The sequence below is a fragment of the Nocardia sp. NBC_00565 genome (assembly GCF_036345915.1).
In the GTDB taxonomy this organism is placed as follows: domain Bacteria; phylum Actinomycetota; class Actinomycetes; order Mycobacteriales; family Mycobacteriaceae; genus Nocardia.
Genome location: NZ_CP107785.1, coordinates 3,309,805 through 3,327,545, shown reverse-complemented (window position 1 = coordinate 3,327,545; position 17,741 = coordinate 3,309,805). Strand labels below are relative to the sequence as shown.

The window sequence follows — 17,741 nt, the reverse complement described above, 5'->3', positions numbered from 1 at the left end:
TCAGCCGGGTATGCCACCGGGTTGCCAGGAGGTGGAAATGCTCAGCGCCACCGAGCAGTTCAGCAGGGAACGCGCCCCGTGCGGGAAACTGAGGGCCGGGGCTCGCCACCGCGAAGACGACGATGCGGGCCTGATCATCGACGATCTGCGTTACGACTGTGGCTGCTGCCGGATTCGGCATGAATTCCATGACGGCAGCGTTCGGATCAGAATCGTCCGCCATAACGGCAAGGTCCTGATGGACGAACGCAGCGCCGACTTCGAGGCCTGACGGACGACACCCGGGTGGTGCCACCATGACCGCTTTTCACGACGTCGTGATCGTCGGCGGGGGCGGCGCGGGCCTGCGTGCGGCCATCGCCATCGCCGAACACAGCCCACGGTTGAGTATCGCGATCGTTTCCAAGGTCTATCCGATGCGCAGCCACACCGTCTCCGCCGAGGGTGGCGCCGCCGCAGTCGCCGGTCGCGGCGACAGCCTCGACGAGCACGCATACGACACGGTCTCCGGCAGCGATTGGCTCTGCGACCAAGACGCCGTCGAGGCCTTCGTCGAGGAAGCACCGCGGGAGCTGCTCCAGCTGGAGCATTGGGGCTGCCCGTGGAGCCGCCGGACGGACGGGCACATCGCGGTACGGGCATTCGGCGGCATGACGAACAACCGCACCTGGTTCGCAGCCGATAAGACCGGTTTTCACTTGCTGCACACCCTGTTCCAGACCGCATTGTCCTATCAGGACATCGTCAGGTACGACGAGTGGTTCGCCACCACATTGCTCGTCGACGACGGCAAGGTGTGCGGCGTCGTAGCCATAGAACTGGCCACCGGACGCGTCGAAACCATTCTCGCCAGCGCTGTCATCATGTGCACCGGTGGCTGCGGCCGGGTGTATCCGTTCACCACCAACGCCAATATCAACACCGGCGACGGTATGGCGTTGGCCTACCGGGCAGGCGCGCCGCTCAAGGACATGGAGTTCGTCCAATACCACCCGACCGGCCTTCCGTTCACGGGCATCTTGATCACCGAGGCAGCGCGCGCGGAGGGCGGCTGGCTGCTCAACAAGGACGGTTACCGATACTTGCAGGATTACGACCTCGGGACGCCATCACCGGCACCGGTGATGCGAAGCATGGAGCTCGGGCCACGCGACCGGCTTTCGCAGGCCTTCGTGCACGAACTCGATAAGGGCCGGACCGTCGGCACACCGTACGGACACGTCGTCCACCTCGACATCCGCCACCTCGGTGCGGATCTCATCGACACGAAACTGCCGTTCGTGCGCGAGCTGTGCTCGAAGTACCAGAACATCGACCCGGTCCGGGAGCTGATCCCGGTACGCCCCGTCGTCCACTACATGATGGGCGGCATCCATACCGACATCCATGGCGCGACACCCATGGAGGGCCTGTACGCCGTCGGAGAGGTCGCCTGCGTCAGTATCAACGGCGCCAACCGGCTCGGGTCGAACTCCCTGCCCGAGTTGCTGGTCTTCGGTGCGCGAGCCGGTCGTTCCGCCGCCGAGTACGCGAGCTCGGCCACGGCCCGCGGGACGTCGGCGGTCCTGGCGCTGGGCCGCGCCGAACAGGAGCGCCTGGAACAGGACCTTGCGCGACACGCCGAGGGATCCGAACGCATCGCGCACATCCGCACCGAGATGCAGACGACGATGGAGACCAGTGCCGGGATCTACCGGGATGGCGACTCCCTCGCCGAGGCGGCCGACAAGTTGCGCGAGCTTCGCGATCGGTTCGGCAGCGCTTGCCTCGATGACCACAGCCGGGCGTTCAACACCGAACTGGTGGCGGTGCTGGAGCTGTCGTGCATGCTCGATGTGGCGGAATGCATCATTGCCTGCGCGCTGGCGCGGGAGGAATCCCGGGGCGCGCACCAACGGACCGATTTTCCCGCCAGGAACGACCAGCGATTCCTGGCCCATTCGGTGATCCATCGGCAGCCGGACGGCTCGAGCCGTATCTCGTACCTCCCGGTAACGATTACTCGCTGGCCTCCCGGCGAACGCGTATACGGGAGGTGATGGCGATGGTAGACCGGATAACCCTGCAGGTCGCGCGCTACCGACCGGATCGAGAGGACGAACCGGTATTGCAGTCGTACGAGGTTCCGCTGCGCAAGGAATGGACGGTGCTCGACGGCCTCAACTACATCAAGGATTACCTCGACGGAACAGTGTCCTACCGGTGGTCCTGCCGGATGGGCATCTGCGGTAGCTGCGGCATGACCGTCAACGGCGAGCCACAACTGAGCTGCGCCACTTTCCTGACCGACTACGCGCCGGGGCCGGTGCGGATCGAGCCATTACGCAACTTCCCGGTGATCCGGGATCTCGTCATAGAGATCAGCGACTTCATGCACAAGCTGACCGAGGTCAAGCCATGGCTGATCAGGGAGGAACAGCGGCCACTCGAAGACGGTGAGTACCTGCAAACACCGTCCGAAATGGACGACTACAAGAAGTACAGCATGTGTATCAACTGTATGCTCTGCTACTCGGCCTGTCCCGTCTACGCGCTCGAGCCCGTGTTTCTCGGTCCGGCGGCGATCGCGCTGGCCCAACGCTACAACCTCGATTCGCGCGATGAGGGAGCCGGAGATCGGCGGGACGTTCTCGCGTCCGCCGAGGGCGTCTGGTCCTGCACCTTTGTCGGCGAGTGCACCACCGCCTGCCCCAAGGGGGTAGACCCGGCCGGCGCGATCCAACGCTACAAACTGACCGAGGCGACGCAATCGCTCCGAGATTTCCTCATGCCTTGGCGGGCACGATGACCACGACACCCCGGTTGTACCGAAAGCCGATCTCCACGTTCTGGTGGATGCGACGCCGCTCATACCTGATCTTCGTCCTGCGCGAACTCAGCAGCGTGTTCGTCGCCTGGTTCGTGGTATACCTCCTGCTTCTGGTCAACGCGGTCAGTTCCGGAAGCGAGCAGTACCAACGGTTTCTGAACTGGAGCGCCGGCCCGGGGGTGGTCGCGCTGAACATGATCGCCCTGCTGTTCGTGCTTCTGCACACGGTCACCTGGTTCAACCTTGCGCCCAAGGCGATGGTGGTGCGTGTGCGGAACCGGCGCATCGCACCGGTCGTGATCCTTGGGCTGCACTACCTGCTGTGGGGTCTGCTGACGGCGACCGTGCTTTTGGTGGTGCTGCGATGACGAAACGGAAGTCCGTGGAACCGTTGGGGTGGCTGCTGTTCAGCGCCGGCGGGATGGCGGCTGCACTGCTCATACCGGTGCTGCTGTTCCTGTTCGGCCTCGCCTTCCCACTGGGCTGGCTTCCCGCGCCCGACCACGCATACCTGCTCTCGGTGTTGCGCAATCCTGTCACCCGGCTGGTCCTTTTCGGACTCTGTGTGCTGGCGCTATTCCATTGGGCACACCGCTTCCGGTACATGCTGTACGACGGCTTGCGGCTCGAGCGGTTCAGCGCGTTGATCATCCTGGCCTGCTACGGCGCCGCCGTCATCGGCTCGGGAACGGCCGCTTATATCCTGCTTCGCGTCTAGCACGCGGGATGCGTTGGTAGGAGGCGTGGTCCTGAATTCGGTGGCCAGTCAGTGGCCGTGGCCGTGCCCCTCGCCGACTGAACCGCCAGTGGGAGTGGTCGCACTGGTTGTTCTGGAATCTGGACGAATTTATCTCTGATCGCATCGAAATATCCCAGTTCAGGCCCTGTTCTTGTCGTGTATGACGTACGTCGTGAACGGCTTTCGGCGACAGCCGGGGTTGATAATCGCGATGTCCGGATGCTGATCATCGTCGGTCGAGTGATCCGCATCCTCGGCGCGGAATACGGAAGGGACGCAATGACAGTGGCGAATGTGGCGGGCGGCCCGGCTGTGGCAGCCGCGGAAGGCCTCGCACCGAACAGCAAGCACCTCTCGAGTCTCGAGTTTCTCTGGTACATCCCCAATCAGGTGACGCCGGGACACCGTGGCGACGCCGTCACGGTTGACCACAACAGCTTGGAAACCCTGAGCGCCCAGGCGAAGGCGCTCGAGGACCACGGCTGGAAGGGGGCATTGATCGGCACCGGTTGGGGTCGCCCGGATACGGTCACCGTCGCCACCGCCCTTGCCGCTAGGACGACGACATTCGAGCCACTCATCGCGATCCGTCCCGGCTACTGGCGACCTGCGAACTTCGCGTCCGCCGCGGCGAGTCTCGACCATCTGTCCGGTGGTCGGGTCCGCGTCAACATCGTGTCCGGGAAGGACAACCTCGGAGCGTACGGCGAGACCGAAAGCGATCAGGCACACCGTTATTCCCGCACCAGAGAGTTCATTCAGCTCGTCCGCAAGCTGTGGACCGAGGAGAATGTCACCTACCGTGGTGAGCACTACCAGGTAACCGATTCCACTGTGGCGCCGCGGATTACGCCACGCGGAGACCGGCTCCATCCGACGCTCTATTTCGGCGGCGCGTCCGAAGCCGCCGAGCGGGTTGCGGCGACCGAGGCAGACGTCCAACTATTCTGGGGTGAGCCGCTCGAGGGGGTGCGAGAAAGGATCGAGCGCTTGCGGTCGCTGAGCGAGGAACTCGGTCGGGAGCACGCGCCACTGGAGTTCGGTCTGCGGATCACCACGTTCGTTCGGGACACAACTGAGCAAGCCTGGGCCGAGGCGGAGGCGAAGGTGGCGGAGATGGCCGAAAACCAGGGTGCACCTGCGCAGAACCCGCACCGGCAGACCGCGGTGGGACAGCAGCGACTTCTCGACCTGGCCGCCCGCGGCGACGTACTCGACGACAACCTGTACACCGCACCGGGCAAATTCGGTGGCGGTGGCGCGGGCACCACCTGGCTTGTCGGCTCGCCTGATGATGTCGCCGAGTCGCTGCGCAAATACCGCGACCTCGGCATCACCCACTTCGTCCTCTCCGACACTCCGTACCTGCCGGAGATCGAGCGTCAGGGCAATCAGCTGCTGCCGTTGCTGCGCGAATGAGCGCGCAGGCACCCACTATCCGGTCGTCATCCAGCTATTCGGCCTCAGAGCCTGAGGCCGGTTCCGTGTACGCCGTGCTCCTCGATGAGTGCGAGTTCTTCGTCGGTGAGTGCTGGGAAGTCCAGTGCCGCGATGTTGTGGTCGAGTTGTTCGGTGGAACTCGCACCGATCAGCGCCGAGGTGATCTCCGGTCGCCGCAGCACCCATTGCAGCGCCAGCTGGGCGAGTGACTGGCCGCGGGCCGCGGCGATCTTGTTGAGCTCGGATGTGCGCTGCCGGTAGCTGTCATCGATTACATCCGGTGACAAGAAGCTGCTGTTCTGCGCCCGTGCGCCCGCGGGAATCGTCTCGAGGTACTTGTCGGTCAGCAGGCCCTGGGCGAGGGGTGAGTAGACGATCAGGCCGAACCCGTCCTGGCGGGCGGTGTCCAGGAGTCCGTTCTGTTCTGGTCGCCGGTCGTAGATCGAGTAGCGGGCCTGGTGAACGAGCAGTGGGACACCCGCCTGCCGGAGCAGGCCGACAGCTTCATGGGTCCGATCGGGCAGGTAGTTGGAGATGCCGATGTACAGAGCTTTGCCCTGCTGCACTGCGCTGACCAGTGCGCCGACCGACTCCTCCAACGGTGTGCTGAGGTCGGGGCGGTGGTGGTAGAAGATGTCGACGTAATCGGTGCCGAGGTCGCGCAGACTGTGTTCGAGCGAGGTGAGGATCGACTTGCGTGATCCGCCCCTGAGGTAGGGGCTCGGGCCGATCGGGTTGCCCGCCTTGGTCGACAGGATGAGCTCGTCACGGTAGGGGGCGAGGTCCTTGGCGAGCACCGCACCGAAATTCTTCTGGGCGGCGCGGTGCGGGGGCCCGTAGCGGTCGGCGTTGTCGAAGTGTGTGATGCCCAGGTCGAACGCGTGCAGGATGATCTCCCGCTGGGTCGCGAACGCGTAGTCGGTACCGAACTTCTGCCACAGGCCGAACGAGAAGGCGGGCAGATCGAGGCCCGAGTTACCGCTGCGGCGATACGGGACCTTCTCGTAGCGATTCTGCGCGGCGGCGTAGGTCAGATCGAAGGGGCTGGAGGCCATCGGTGTTATTTCTTCCGTCCGGATCGTTGGTTCGGTGGGCAGTGGTCAGAACAGGCCGGTAGTCGGTGGTTCCTCGCCGGTGAGGTGATATGCCCCCGCGACTGCATACTTCCACTGTCGCGGGTTGTGATTGGCGGCGGTGCGCGCGTTGCGCCAGTGCCGGTCGAAGCCGAGATCGCGGTTGGTAATGGAGCCGCCCCCGACGTCGAAGAGCAACTCGGCCGCCTTCAGCGCGGACTCGATGGCGACCGCACCCGCTTGCGCGATGTGCACCGCGGCAGCGGCACCGGGGTCGCGCGCGGCGGGTGCGGTGTGACCCCGGACGTCCTCTAGTGTTTCGGCCGCCAACAACACGACGGCTCGTGCTGCCTGCGCACGTGCGGCGATCTCGCCGACCGTCTGCCGCACGTAGGGATCCTCGACGCTCTTGTTCGCGGAACTGTGCTTGATCGGCCGGGCCTTCTCCCGGACGTACCAGACCGCGTCGTCGAGAGCTCGCGCGGCCACGCCGGCCTGCACCGCCGCGAGATACAGCTGTGCGAAGGAGCCGGTCCACGGATTGTCCGGCTGGCTCGCACCGAGGCTGGTCACCTCGTCATCGGATACCCGCACGTCGGTGAAACGTGTTGTGCCACTGGCTGTGAGACGCTGGCCGACGGCATCGAAATCGTCGAGTCGCTCGACGCCCGCACGGTCGACGGGCACGGTGAAGCGCACCACCGTACCGTCTTCGGCAAGCGCCTGTGTGGAGAACCAGGACGCATAGAGGCCACCGGTCGAGTAGTATTTCTCGCCGTTGACCACCCAGGCGGCACCTTCGCGCCGGGCCGTGGCGTTGATCTGTCCGCTCGCGCCTCCGGTGCGCTCGTTCGCGGTTCCCGCGAACAGGTCCCGGTTTCGCAGTCGCGTCAGGATGCGAGCGCGGTGCGGCAGATCGGCTCGGCCCGCCACCTGATCGGCGATCAGGAAGGTGCTGCGCAGTGCCTGCGCCACACTGGAATCGGCGCGTGCCACGTCGATCACCACATCGGTCACCGCACGCAACGAGCCACCGGCGCCGCCGTCCTGCTTCGCGATTCCGGCCAGCGCGATTCCGGCGTCCGCGAGCGCGCGGACCTCGGCGAAGGCGTAGTCACGCGTCTGCTCCCGTGCCGTGGCGGTGTCGCCGAGTCGCCGCAGGACCGGGCTGATCGCGGCGCGAATGCCCACCACGGTGAGCCCGGAATCCGCTGTCGCCGCGAGCGATCCGCGTTCGACATGTAGGGCGGTCATACTGACAATCCTCCGACCGTGTTCATGGTGGATGCGTTGAGCAACAGCCGGGGTCGGCTCATGATGTTCGGCATCTCGATCAGGAACCGTAGAATGGTTCTCCCGCAACCGATTCCGACGCCCGTCCGTCTACGCCGACGGGGATATCGCCTTCGAGGGTGACCCGGTACAGGACGCGGTCGTGGCCGAGATGTCCGGCGTCGGAGATGGCCAGATGTGCGGTGGCGCGATTGTCCCAGAACGCGACGCTGCCCGGCTGCCAACGGAATCGGACGGTGTATTCGGTGCGGGTCGCCTCCTCCCAGAGGGCGTCGAGGATATGAGAGCTCAGGCGCGGTCCGAGTCCGCGCAGGTTCTTCAGCTTGCGAGTGAACCCCGGGCTGACGAACAGCGCTCGCTCGCCGGTCTCCGGATGCACCCGAACGACCGGGTGGAAGGTGCGCAGTGGGTTACGTGCGATCAGCTCGGTCCGCGTGCTGCCCTGCGTCCCGCGGTTCTCGAAGGTGTGCTCGGCATCCAGGATGTCGACGAAATCGCGCACCTCGGCGGGCAGATTCTCGTAGGCGGCAACAAGATTGGTCCACGCGGTGTCGCCGCCGTACGGCGGGAGCGTGTCCGCGCGCAGGATCGAGAACGCGGGCGGATTGACCAGCGCGGTGACATCGGTGTGCCAGCTGCTGTCGTAGGAGGTGCGCTTGCGGCCGTTCCGTTCGGCGTAACGCCTGCTGTCGATCGGCAGGATCTCCGGGAACCCCTCCGGCGGACTCTCCTCGTACGGATGCGCCGGTGTGACTTTTCCGAAACGGCGTGCGAAAGCGATCTGCTCGGCATGGCCGATCGATTGATCGCGGAAGAATACGACCTTCCATTGCAGGAGGGCTCGACGAATGTCGGCTATCACCTGGTCGGACAGTTCGCTCGCCAGATCGACCCCCGCGATCTCGGCGCCGGTGTAGCCCGACTGGGGTAGTACGGTAATGGTCGATTCGGACGAAATCGGCTGTGTTGCAGTGCTTGTCATCGGTACCACCACTGGTTCGCTCGTGGGGAAGAATTCCAGGTCAGGCTATTCCTGGCAGCGGGGCAATCCACGAGTTTGGATCGGCAAGATTGCTTGCAACCTCGGTGTAGCTGTACTTCAACGTCGGCCTGGGCGACCCGGCCCGCCGGGCTCGCCGCTGACGTGTCCGCGTTGCTTTACGAAAACTGAACGATTCTCGAAGCACAGCTTGGTTGTTCCGGCCCTTCCGGCTGTGCAGACTTCACGGTGGATCGCGGGTGCGGTCATGGTTCGTCGAGCGGTGAAGGGAGCGGTGTATGAACATTCGGTCCTCGATATGCGGCCGCTCGGTGTCTCGGCGTGCTGTTCGGGCTGCCGCCCGCTGTTGTCGCTGAGCGCAGCTCGCCCGCCGCCGTGGCCGCACGTGCCCGCCGCGGGACGGTCGTCATGGTCGGTGTCCATTCGTACTGTGCGCCAGCGGCGTCGGTCATTCTTCAGGAGTCTCAGGTGCCAAGCAGATTTTCGAAGGCGACGCTTCTCGTTGTCGCCGCCCTCGTCGCCGGGGTGCTGACCGGATGCTCGGCATCCGGTAACCGCGTTGCGCCGGGCGACGACACCGGCCCGCCGGTTTCCGGTGGCACATTGCGCTTCGCGGTGCTCGACGCGCCGGCGAACCTCGATCCGCACTCGGGCAGTTCGTATCCGGAATCGTTGATCACCAGCAATATCACCGACAAGCTGACCTATCAGAATCCCGCGACCGGTGATATCGAACCGTGGCTGGCGAAGTCGTGGGATATCAATCCGGGACTGACCGAGTTCACCTTTCATCTGCGCGATGACGTGACCTTCAGCGATGGCACCAGATTCACCGCCGATTCGGTCAAGGAAAATTTCGACCTGCTCGGCCTGGGCAACAAGCAGCTCGGCATCGTGCCGGTCACTGCGTACTGGGTGGGCTACGTCGGTACGGATGTGCTCGACCCGACGACCGTAAAGGTCACCTTCAACCGCGCGAATGCCGGTTTCCTGCAGGCACTTTCGCTGTACTTCTCCGGCATCCTCGGGCATTCGACGCTGCAGCTGCCCAAGGAACAGCGCAGTCTCGCGCAGAACCTGGTGACGACCGGTCCGTTCACCGTCGCCGAGCACATCTATCAGCAGAAGACGGTGCTGAAGAAGCGTCCGGGCTACAACTGGGCGCCCGCCAGCCGCAAACACAATGGCGAGGCCTACCTCGATACGGTGGAGATCTCGGTGATCCCGGAGGCGGGTGTGCGGACCGGCGCACTGCGCGCGGGCAAGGTGGACGCGATCCTCGATGTGAACAACACCGATGAGGCACCGCTGACCCGCGAGGGCTATCGCATTGTGCCGCAGCTGATCCCGGGCCGCGATATCGCCTTGGACCTCAAGACCGATTTGTTCCCGACCAACGACCACGCGGTCCGGGAGGCGGTGAAGTTGGGCTGGAACCGGGAGGCGTTGGCCAAAACGGTGCTGACGCCGAGCTATAAGGTCTCGAGCTCGGTGCTCTCCTCGCGGGTCCCCGGCTACGTCGACTTCTCCAAGGATCTGCAGCAGGACCAGCAGCAGGCCGAGCGGATCCTGGACGCCGCGGGCTGGAAGAAGGCCGCGGATGGGATCCGCGTCGATAAGGACGGGCGCAGGCTCGAACTCGCGCTGCTCGGCATCAACAACTTGGTCAACAACAAGCCCGCCTACGAATTGATTCAGCAGGACCTGCGCAAGATCGGCATCGACCTGAAGCTGAACGTGCTGCCGATCCCGGATTACACTGCGGCCTCGACCCAGCAGCAGCGCTGGAATATCCAGGTGGCCAACCAGAGTCGCGCCGATGTGGCGGTGCTGGAGCAGGTGTATTCACCGCAGTTCACCAATATGTCGAAGCTGGCCCAGGGCGATCCGATCTATCAGCAGGCGATCGACACGCTGAGTGCGGTGAGCAAGACCTTGGACAAGGACCAGCGCGCCAAGGCCGCCGAGGCGGCGCAGCGGTTCCTGCTCGACGAGCAGGTGCTGACCGTACCGGTCTACAACCCGGCGCAGGTGACCGCGGCCAGTCCCAAGGTGCACAACGTCGGGTATGAGGCGCAGTCGCGGAATGTCTTCTACGACACCTGGATCGAGTCGAGGTAGCCCGATGGCGCGGTATGTGCTCGCCAAGCTCGGACAGGCGATTTTCGTGGTCTGGGGTGCGTACACGGTGACCTTCGTGTTGCTGTACGTGCTCCCGTACGACGCCGTCGACCTGCTGTTCGATCCCAATCAGGGCGATCTGGTCACCGAACAGGACAAACAGAACGCACGGGTCTACTACGGACTGGACCACAATTTGGTCGGCCAGTATCTGCACCGGCTGTTCGATGCCGCGCACGGCGACTTCGGCGCGTCCACGCGCACGGGTGAGCAGGTCTGGCCGCTGATCCTGTCGGTGTTGCCGCAGACGGCGCTGCTAGCCGGATTCGCGCTGGTGCTCGCGGTGTTCATCGCCTTCGCGGTGGCGCTGACGGCGGGCTACACCCGCACCAGGTGGTTGGCCGATCTGGTCGCGACACTGCCGGCCGCGGGTGTATCGGTTCCGGTGTTTCTGGTGGGACTCGCTGTGCTGCAGGTGTTCTCGTTCCAGCTGGGCTGGTTCCCGCCGACCGGCAACGACGGGTTCGCCGCCCTGGTCCTGCCCGCCGTCACGCTGGCGATCCCGGTGTCGGCGCCGATCGGCCAGTTGCTGATCAAGAACTTCGATGCGGGTCTGCGCGCGGGTTATGTGACGGTATCGCTGGCGAAGGGCGCGACCAGGCTGTGGGTGCTGGTGCGCGACGTGCTCAAGAACGCGGGGTTGCCCGCGCTCACCATCGCCGGTGTCACTTTCGGCAATCTGCTCGCGGGCGCGGTGATCGTCGAAACCATCTTCTCCCGTTCGGGATTGGGGCGGCTCACCGAAACCGCGGTGCGCACCCAGGATGTGCCGCTGGTGCAGGCGGTGGTGGTGTTCGCGGCCATCGTCTTCGTGACCGTGAACTTTTTGGTCGATCTCGTCTATCCGCTGCTGGATCCCCGGCTGCGGACCCGTGTGCGGACAAGGACTTCGGTATGACCGCGATCGATATTCCCGCGCCGGCGATCGACGCGCCCGCACGAACGGCCAACGCGCGTAGCCGGTTGCGTGCGCTGATCACGGCACCTGGTTTGACGATTTCCTGGCTGGTGATCGCCATGGTCCTCGGCTGGGCGCTGGTTCCGTCCTGGTTCACCGATCGGTCGCCGTTCGAGGGGGATTCGGATGCCAGTTTCCGTCCGCCGAGCCTCGGCCACCCGTTCGGCACCGATCGGCTCGGGCGAGATCTGTTGGCGCGCACCATTTATGGGACCTCGACAACCGTGAGCGCGACCCTGCTCGCGGTGGCGCTCGGGTTCGTGATCGGTTCCGCGATCGGGCTGTTCAGCGGCTTCATCGGCGGCCGGGCGGATTCGGTGATCATGCGCTTCGTCGATGTGCTGCTCGCCATTCCTGGTCTGCTGCTGGCCATGACAGTGGTCACGGCCGTCGGCTACGGCACCATGAACGTCGCTGTTGCCGTTGGTATTTCGGCCGTCGCGGCCTTCGCGCGGGTGATGCGCTCGGAGGTGCTCAAGGTGGCAGGCACCGACTATGTCGAGGCCGCTTACGGTTCGGGAGCCGGGTTCGGGCGGGTGCTGGTGCGCCATGTGCTGCCGAATTCGGTCCCCGCGGTGGTGTCACTCGCCGCGCTGGAGTGCGGCGCCGCCGTGTTGGCCGTCGCGGCGCTCGGCTTCCTCGGATACGGTGCGCCGCCGCCGCAACCCGAATGGGGTCTCGCGGTGGCCGAGGGGCGCGACTTCCTGGCCACCTATCCGTGGATCTCGATCATGCCCGGCGTGCTGATCGCGGTAGTCGTGCTGTCCACCAACAGAATCGGCCGAGCGTTAGGGGATTCGTGATGAGTGCCGATGCGGCCTTGCTCCGGATCGAAGATCTCGGCGTCCGGTACCGTTCGCGGCGCGCAGAAGCGGGCCGATATGCGGTCGAGGGGGTATCGCTCGCGGTCGGTCGCGGTGAATTCGTTTCGATCGTCGGCGAATCCGGTTCCGGAAAGAGCACTACCGTGCATGCGGCGCTGCACCTGCTGCCCGCGTCCGCGCGGGTACGCGCGGGTGTGTTGGAACTGAACGGGCACGACACCTCGTCCTGGAGCGATCGTCGGCTGGCCCGGCTGCGCGGGCCGTTCGTCGGATTCGTACCGCAGGACCCTGGCACGTCGCTGAACCCGGTGAAGCGGGTTGGCCTGCAGGTATTGGAGGCGTTGCGGCTGCACCGGCGCATCGCATCCGGACCGGCTCGAGAGCTGGCGTTGGCCAAGCTCGAACTTGCCGGTCTACCGGAGCCCGAACGGGTGTACCGGCAATATCCGCACGAACTGTCGGGCGGTATGAAACAGCGTGTGTTGATCGCCATCGCGCTCGCCAACGATCCCGCGCTGTTGGTCGCGGACGAGCCGACCTCGGCGCTGGATGTGACGGTGCAGAAGGTCATCCTGGATCATCTCGCGCACCTTCGGTCCACGCTCGGCCTCGGTGTCTTGCTGGTGACCCACGATCTGGGCGTGGCCGCTCAACGTTCCGACCGGCTCATCGTGATGCAGCAGGGTCGCATCGTCGAAGAGGGAAGTGCCGCGGCCATTCTCGCCGACCCGCGGGCGGAATACACCCGCAGGCTGGTCGCGGCAGCACCGTCGAGATACAGCGCACGGCTACGGCCATCGGTGGGCGAGACACCTTCGGCGGCAACCGAATCCGGTGACCCACTGCTGCGATTGCGCGGACTGTCCAAGGCCTTCGGGACGAATACCGCGGTGGACGATGTGTCGATCGAGGTGACCGCGGGCAGCACCCATGCCATCGTCGGCGAGTCGGGCGCGGGCAAATCCACGGTCGCGCGGATCGCGGTCGGTCTCACCGTGCCCGACTCGGGCGAGGTGTGGTTCGACGGCAAGCGGGTCAGCGGGTTGTCGCGCAGGCAATTGCGTCCGGTGCGCCGCGAGATCCAGTTCGTCTATCAGAATCCGTACTCCTCCCTGGATCCGAAATTCGATGTCGAGGAGATCATCTCGGAACCACTGGTGGCGTTCGGACTGCTGTCGGGCCGCGAGCAGCGCCGAAATCGGGTGGCCGAACTCCTGGACGCGGTGGCGCTGGAACGCGGCCACCGGCACCGCAAACCCGGTGAATTGTCCGGCGGCCAGCGTCAGCGGGTGGCCATCGCCCGCGCCCTCGCGGCGCGCCCACGGGTGCTCGTCCTCGACGAGGCGGTCTCGGCGCTCGATGTCTCGGTGCAGGCCCAGATCCTGCGATTGCTGGTCGATCTGCAGCACGACCAGGGACTCACCTACTTGTTCATCACCCATGATCTCGGTGTGGTGCGGTTGATCGCCGACGACGTGACGGTGATGCGCGCCGGAAAGGTGGTCGAAAACGGGCCGGTGGCAGCGGTTTTTGCCGAGCCCGCGGCCGAATACACTCGTCGCCTGCTGTCCGCGGTGCCCGGCGCACCGGAACTGGTGGGCGCCTGAGCGCCGCCAAGGCGAACTGCACAGAATCGTTCTGATCGTAAGGATTTCCTCGAACGTTGCCGGTGTCGATGATGAGTACCGGATGCCAGCAGTCGAAGCGAGGGATTCATGTACGACATTCGACGCCTGATCCTGTTGCGCGACCTCGCGGAGCGCACCACTATGACGGCGGTTTCGGAGTTGCACGGCATCACCACCTCGGCCGTGTCGCAGCAGTTGCGGATTCTGGAAGATGAAGTGGGCACGGTGCTCACCCGACGCGAAGGCCGGGTGTTACGGCTCACGCACGCGGGCCGGGTACTGGTCGATTACACGTCGCGGATCATCACGGCGTTGGAGGAGGCCGAGAGCGCGGTGGCCGCGACCGCGGAGGCAGTCACCGGGGTGCTCACCCTGGCCACCTTCCGCACCGCCCAGGCGGGCCTGGCTCTGCCCGCGGCGGCGCGGTTGATGGCGGAGAATCCGGGCCTGCGCGTGCGGGTGGTCGATTTGATGCCGGTGGATTCGGTTCCGGCCGTGCGGCAGCAGGAGGTCGATCTGGCAATCACCTACTCCTATTCGTTCCGCGCTCGTGATCTGCCGCTCGGCCTGTCCTCAGAATTCCTGTTCGGCGATCCGCTCGTGCTGCTCGCACCGCCGGGGCTGCGGGAGCACGCCAGCAAACACGGCCTCACCGCGGTGCGCGACGCCAACTGGATCGCCGCGCGCGATGGTGCGCCGTCCATCGTTTCGGTGATGTACGCCTGTCGAGAGGCCGGATTCGCGCCGCGCATCGAACACCGCAGCGGCAGCTTCGCCGGTATGGCGGAAATCGTCGAACACGGTCTCGGCGTCACCATTGTCCCGGAGATGTCGGTATCCGACGAGCACCGACATCTGATCGCGTGCACTATCACGAACGGTTCGCGCCAGGTCGGAGTGACCTACCGGCAGGCATCACTCGAACGGCCCGCGATCGGCGCGGCCATCCGGGCATTGCGCACCGTTGCGCGCCCGCGGCAATTGGCGTCGTGAATCGAGAAAATCTAAACAATCCGTGTAGGCCGCCTGCCTTGTTCGGCGGTGTGGCTGTTCGGATACTGAAATGCGAAATGGCACAGGGAAGCACGAGGAGTAACAGCCATGACCCGGCGACAGGTGCACCTGAACGTCAACATCCTGAATGCTGGAGTGTTCGGTGGATCCTGGCGGTTCCCCGGCACCGATCCGGCCGCGAGCTTCACCCTCGAGCACTACCTTCGGATCGCGAAGCGCGCCGAGGAGGCGAAGTTCGACGCGATCTTCCTGGCCGACGGCCCGGCGATCCGGGAGGACCTGCGGTTCCGTCCCTTCAACAGCCTGGAGCCGTCGGTGATCCTGGCGGCGGTGGCCGCCGCGACCCGCCATATCGGGCTGATCGCGACGCTGTCGTCCAGCTACAACCACCCCTACGATGTGGCGCGCCGATTCGCGTCACTCGATCTACTCAGCGGTGGGCGCTCCGGTTGGAATGTGGTCACGACAGCGGGCGAGGATGCCGCACGCAACTTCGGCTTCGACGCCGAACCCGAGCACGGCGCGCGCTACGAACGTGCCGCTGAATTCGTGGCGGTGGTGCGCAAGCTCTGGAACAGTTGGGAGCCGGACGCTTTGGTCGGTGACAAGTCCGCACACCGCTTCGCGGACTGGGACAAGATCCATCCGGCCGCGCACCACGGCACGCACTTCGACGTCGCGGGACCGCTGAATGTGCCACGCTCGCCCCAGGGTGAACCGGTGGTGGTGCAGGCGGGGGCGTCCAAGGACGGCCGAGCGCTGGCCGCCAAGGTCGGCGAGGTGATCTTCACCGCGGCGCAGACCGAGGACGAAGCGGGGGAGTACTACCGCGACGTGAAGGCGCGTGCGGTGGTCTTTGGTCGCAGCGCCGACGATGTGCTGGTGCTGCCGGGCCTGTCCACGGTGATCGGTTCGACCGAGGCGGAGGCCACCGAACGCAGGGAACTGCTCGCCGAACTGGTTCCCCCCGAATACGCGGTGCAGCGCCTCGCCGGTCAGCTCGGTGTCGATCCTGAAGTCCTGCATCTGGATTCGCCGCTGCCATGGCATCTGCTCGCCGATCCCGACGCGGCGGGCGGATCGCAGACCTTCTACAAGATCGCGCTGGGCCTGGCGCGCCGGGAGAACCTCACCGTGCGGCAGCTGCTGCGCAAGCTGGGCGGCGGCGCCGGCCATCGCATCGTGACCGGCACGCCCGAGCAGATCGCCGATTCGATCATCGACTGGGTGGACCAGGGCATCGCCGACGGCTTCAACCTGATGCCCGACGTATTGCCCGGCGGCTTCGACGATTTCGTCGACGGCGTGGTGCCGATACTGCGGCAACGCGGCGTCTTCCGCACCGAGTACGCGGGCACGACATTGCGCGCCCACCTCGGGCTGCCTGTGCCGGGATACGCTCGGGAACGAGAAGAGGGAGCGGCCTGATGGCCCGCAGTTTGCACTTTTTCGTCAATGTCGGCAGCGCCGGATACCATCCGGCGGCCTGGCTGGAGCCAGAACTGCCCGCAGACGCGTTCATCCGGCTCGAGCACTACCAGCGTGTCGCCGCCATCGCCGAGCGCGGTGCCTTGGACGCACTGCTGTTTCCCGATATCCCGGTGCAGCAACCGAGCATCGCCCGTGCGCCCGCCGCCACCCTGGATCCGATCCTGCTCACCTCGGCGCTCGCGGTGTCCACCGACCGGATCGGGCTGATCCCCACCGCGACAACCTCCTTGAATCTGCCCTACAACCTGGCGCGTCGTATTCTGTCGCTCGATCACATCAGCGGCGGACGGGCAGGCTGGAATGTGGTCACGACCTTCGAGCCGAATGCCGCGCGCAACTTCGGGATCACCGAGTTGCCCGAGCGCGACGAACGCTACCGGCGGGCCGCGGAATATGTGGAGTTGACCGAAAAACTTTGGGACAGTTGGGAAGCCGATGTGATCATCGGTGACCAGCAGGCTGGACGGTTCGCGGATCCGGACCGGGTGCACGCGACCGATCATCGCGGCGAGTTCTATTCGGTAGCGGGGCCGCTGAATGTCACCCGCTCGCCGCAGGGTCGACCGGTGCTGGTGCAGGCCGGTTCCTCGCCCCAGGGGCGTGCGTTCGCCGCCGCGCACGCCGAGGCGATCTACACCACCCAGCTCAGTTTGCCGGGTGCGCGGAAATTCTCCGCCGAAATACGTTCGGCCGCAGCCATATCGGGGCGCGATCCGGGTGTCGTCCGGATTCTGCCCGGATTGGTCCCCGTGATCGGCGCGACCGAGGCAGAGGCGCGCAACAGGTTCGACGAGTTGCAGGGCCGCCTGCATCCAGATAGCGCGCCGGTGCGGTCGCTCGTGCGCTGGCTCGGTTATCCGGACGTGGAGCTCGATCTCGACGCGCCACTGCCGCAGCGGTTGACGCGGTTGCCCGAAGGGCGGATCGGCCCGCAGGGCTTCTTCGAATCGGTGACCCGCTACGCCATCGAGACCGGCCACACCGTCCGACAGTTGCTGACCGAATTCCTCGGCGGCCACCGTGTCGTGATCGGCACCCCGGAAACCGTGGCCGACCACATCGAACTGTGGTTCCGCGACGGCGGCATCGACGGCTTCACCATCATCCCGGCGGTGCTGCCCGCCTACCTGACCGATTTCGTCGATCAGGTGGTGCCGGAGCTGCGCAGGCGCGGACTGTTCCGCCACGAGTATCAGAGCACCACACTGCGCGCCCATCTCGGCCTGCCCGAGCCGGTGAATTCCTTTGCCCGCCAAACCGTTTCCGCCAGCAGAAAGTGACCACCCGCACC

16 protein-coding genes are annotated in these 17,741 nt (G+C 65.4%); 13 read left to right on the top strand and 3 right to left on the bottom strand.

What is annotated here, in order from left to right:
- The first annotated feature begins 37 nt into the window (after window positions 1-37).
- From OG874_RS15940 to OG874_RS15915, 6 genes are all read left to right on the top strand, one after another.
- Entirely contained in the window at window positions 38-271 is a 234-nt protein-coding gene (locus OG874_RS15940; RefSeq protein ID WP_330255922.1) for a hypothetical protein, read from the top strand.
- A gap of 25 nt (window positions 272-296) precedes the next feature.
- The gene (gene frdA, locus OG874_RS15935) at window positions 297-2,039 is read left to right on the top strand and encodes a fumarate reductase (quinol) flavoprotein subunit (protein ID WP_330255921.1); all 1,743 of its coding nucleotides are present in this window, start codon (window positions 297-299) and stop codon (window positions 2,037-2,039) included.
- Window positions 2,040-2,044: 5 nt separating this feature from the next.
- On the top strand, window positions 2,045-2,788 hold the full coding sequence (sdhB, locus tag OG874_RS15930) for a succinate dehydrogenase iron-sulfur subunit (RefSeq protein WP_330255920.1): 744 nt from the start codon (window positions 2,045-2,047) through the stop codon (window positions 2,786-2,788).
- Window positions 2,785-3,177 carry a fumarate reductase subunit C gene (locus OG874_RS15925; RefSeq protein WP_330255919.1) on the top strand — a complete coding sequence of 131 codons (393 nt, stop codon included), beginning with the start codon at window positions 2,785-2,787 and terminating at the stop codon, window positions 3,175-3,177. Before sdhB ends, OG874_RS15925 begins: the two co-directional genes overlap by 4 nt.
- A complete protein-coding gene (gene frdD, locus OG874_RS15920) occupies window positions 3,174-3,527 on the top strand; it encodes a fumarate reductase subunit FrdD (RefSeq protein WP_330255918.1) in 354 nt (117 codons plus the stop codon). The genes OG874_RS15925 and frdD overlap by 4 nt, the downstream gene beginning before the upstream one ends.
- A gap of 240 nt (window positions 3,528-3,767) precedes the next feature.
- Window positions 3,768-4,967 carry an LLM class flavin-dependent oxidoreductase gene (locus OG874_RS15915; protein WP_330255917.1) on the top strand — a complete coding sequence of 400 codons (1,200 nt, stop codon included), beginning with the start codon at window positions 3,768-3,770 and terminating at the stop codon, window positions 4,965-4,967.
- Between the two features lie 44 nt (window positions 4,968-5,011).
- On the opposite strand, the gene OG874_RS15910 is transcribed toward OG874_RS15915, so the two are convergent.
- The 3 genes from OG874_RS15910 to OG874_RS15900 all read right to left on the bottom strand — a co-directional run bounded on the left by OG874_RS15910 (window position 5,012) and on the right by OG874_RS15900 (window position 8,336).
- Complete coding sequence (locus OG874_RS15910) at window positions 5,012-6,043, bottom strand: aldo/keto reductase (protein ID WP_330255916.1); 1,032 nt, start codon at window positions 6,041-6,043, stop codon at window positions 5,012-5,014.
- A 45-nt stretch (window positions 6,044-6,088) separates the two neighbouring features.
- Complete coding sequence (locus tag OG874_RS15905) at window positions 6,089-7,315, bottom strand: acyl-CoA dehydrogenase family protein (RefSeq protein WP_330255915.1); 1,227 nt, start codon at window positions 7,313-7,315, stop codon at window positions 6,089-6,091.
- Between the two features lie 79 nt (window positions 7,316-7,394).
- A complete protein-coding gene (locus tag OG874_RS15900) occupies window positions 7,395-8,336 on the bottom strand; it encodes a TauD/TfdA dioxygenase family protein (protein WP_330255914.1) in 942 nt (313 codons plus the stop codon).
- A gap of 486 nt (window positions 8,337-8,822) precedes the next feature.
- Between OG874_RS15900 and OG874_RS15895 the strand changes: the two genes are divergently transcribed.
- The 7 genes from OG874_RS15895 (at window position 8,823) to OG874_RS15865 (ending at window position 17,730) form a co-directional block, all read left to right on the top strand.
- A complete protein-coding gene (locus tag OG874_RS15895; protein ID WP_330255913.1) occupies window positions 8,823-10,475 on the top strand; it encodes an ABC transporter substrate-binding protein in 1,653 nt (550 codons plus the stop codon).
- A 4-nt stretch (window positions 10,476-10,479) separates the two neighbouring features.
- Complete coding sequence (locus OG874_RS15890) at window positions 10,480-11,433, top strand: ABC transporter permease (protein WP_330255912.1); 954 nt, start codon at window positions 10,480-10,482, stop codon at window positions 11,431-11,433.
- Window positions 11,430-12,296: an ABC transporter permease gene (locus tag OG874_RS15885; RefSeq protein ID WP_330255911.1), complete on the top strand. Its 867-nt coding sequence runs from the start codon at window positions 11,430-11,432 to the stop codon at window positions 12,294-12,296. The genes OG874_RS15890 and OG874_RS15885 overlap by 4 nt, the downstream gene beginning before the upstream one ends.
- The gene (locus OG874_RS15880) at window positions 12,296-13,924 is read left to right on the top strand and encodes an ABC transporter ATP-binding protein (RefSeq protein WP_330255910.1); all 1,629 of its coding nucleotides are present in this window, start codon (window positions 12,296-12,298) and stop codon (window positions 13,922-13,924) included. Before OG874_RS15885 ends, OG874_RS15880 begins: the two co-directional genes overlap by 1 nt.
- Window positions 13,925-14,032: 108 nt before the next feature.
- The gene (locus OG874_RS15875; RefSeq protein WP_330255909.1) at window positions 14,033-14,938 is read left to right on the top strand and encodes a LysR family transcriptional regulator; all 906 of its coding nucleotides are present in this window, start codon (window positions 14,033-14,035) and stop codon (window positions 14,936-14,938) included.
- Window positions 14,939-15,046: 108 nt separating this feature from the next.
- Window positions 15,047-16,387 (top strand): LLM class flavin-dependent oxidoreductase, encoded by a 1,341-nt coding sequence (locus OG874_RS15870; protein WP_330255908.1) that lies wholly within the window; start codon window positions 15,047-15,049, stop codon window positions 16,385-16,387.
- A complete protein-coding gene (locus OG874_RS15865; RefSeq protein WP_330255907.1) occupies window positions 16,387-17,730 on the top strand; it encodes an NtaA/DmoA family FMN-dependent monooxygenase in 1,344 nt (447 codons plus the stop codon). The genes OG874_RS15870 and OG874_RS15865 overlap by 1 nt, the downstream gene beginning before the upstream one ends.
- Window positions 17,731-17,741 lie beyond the last annotated feature (11 nt).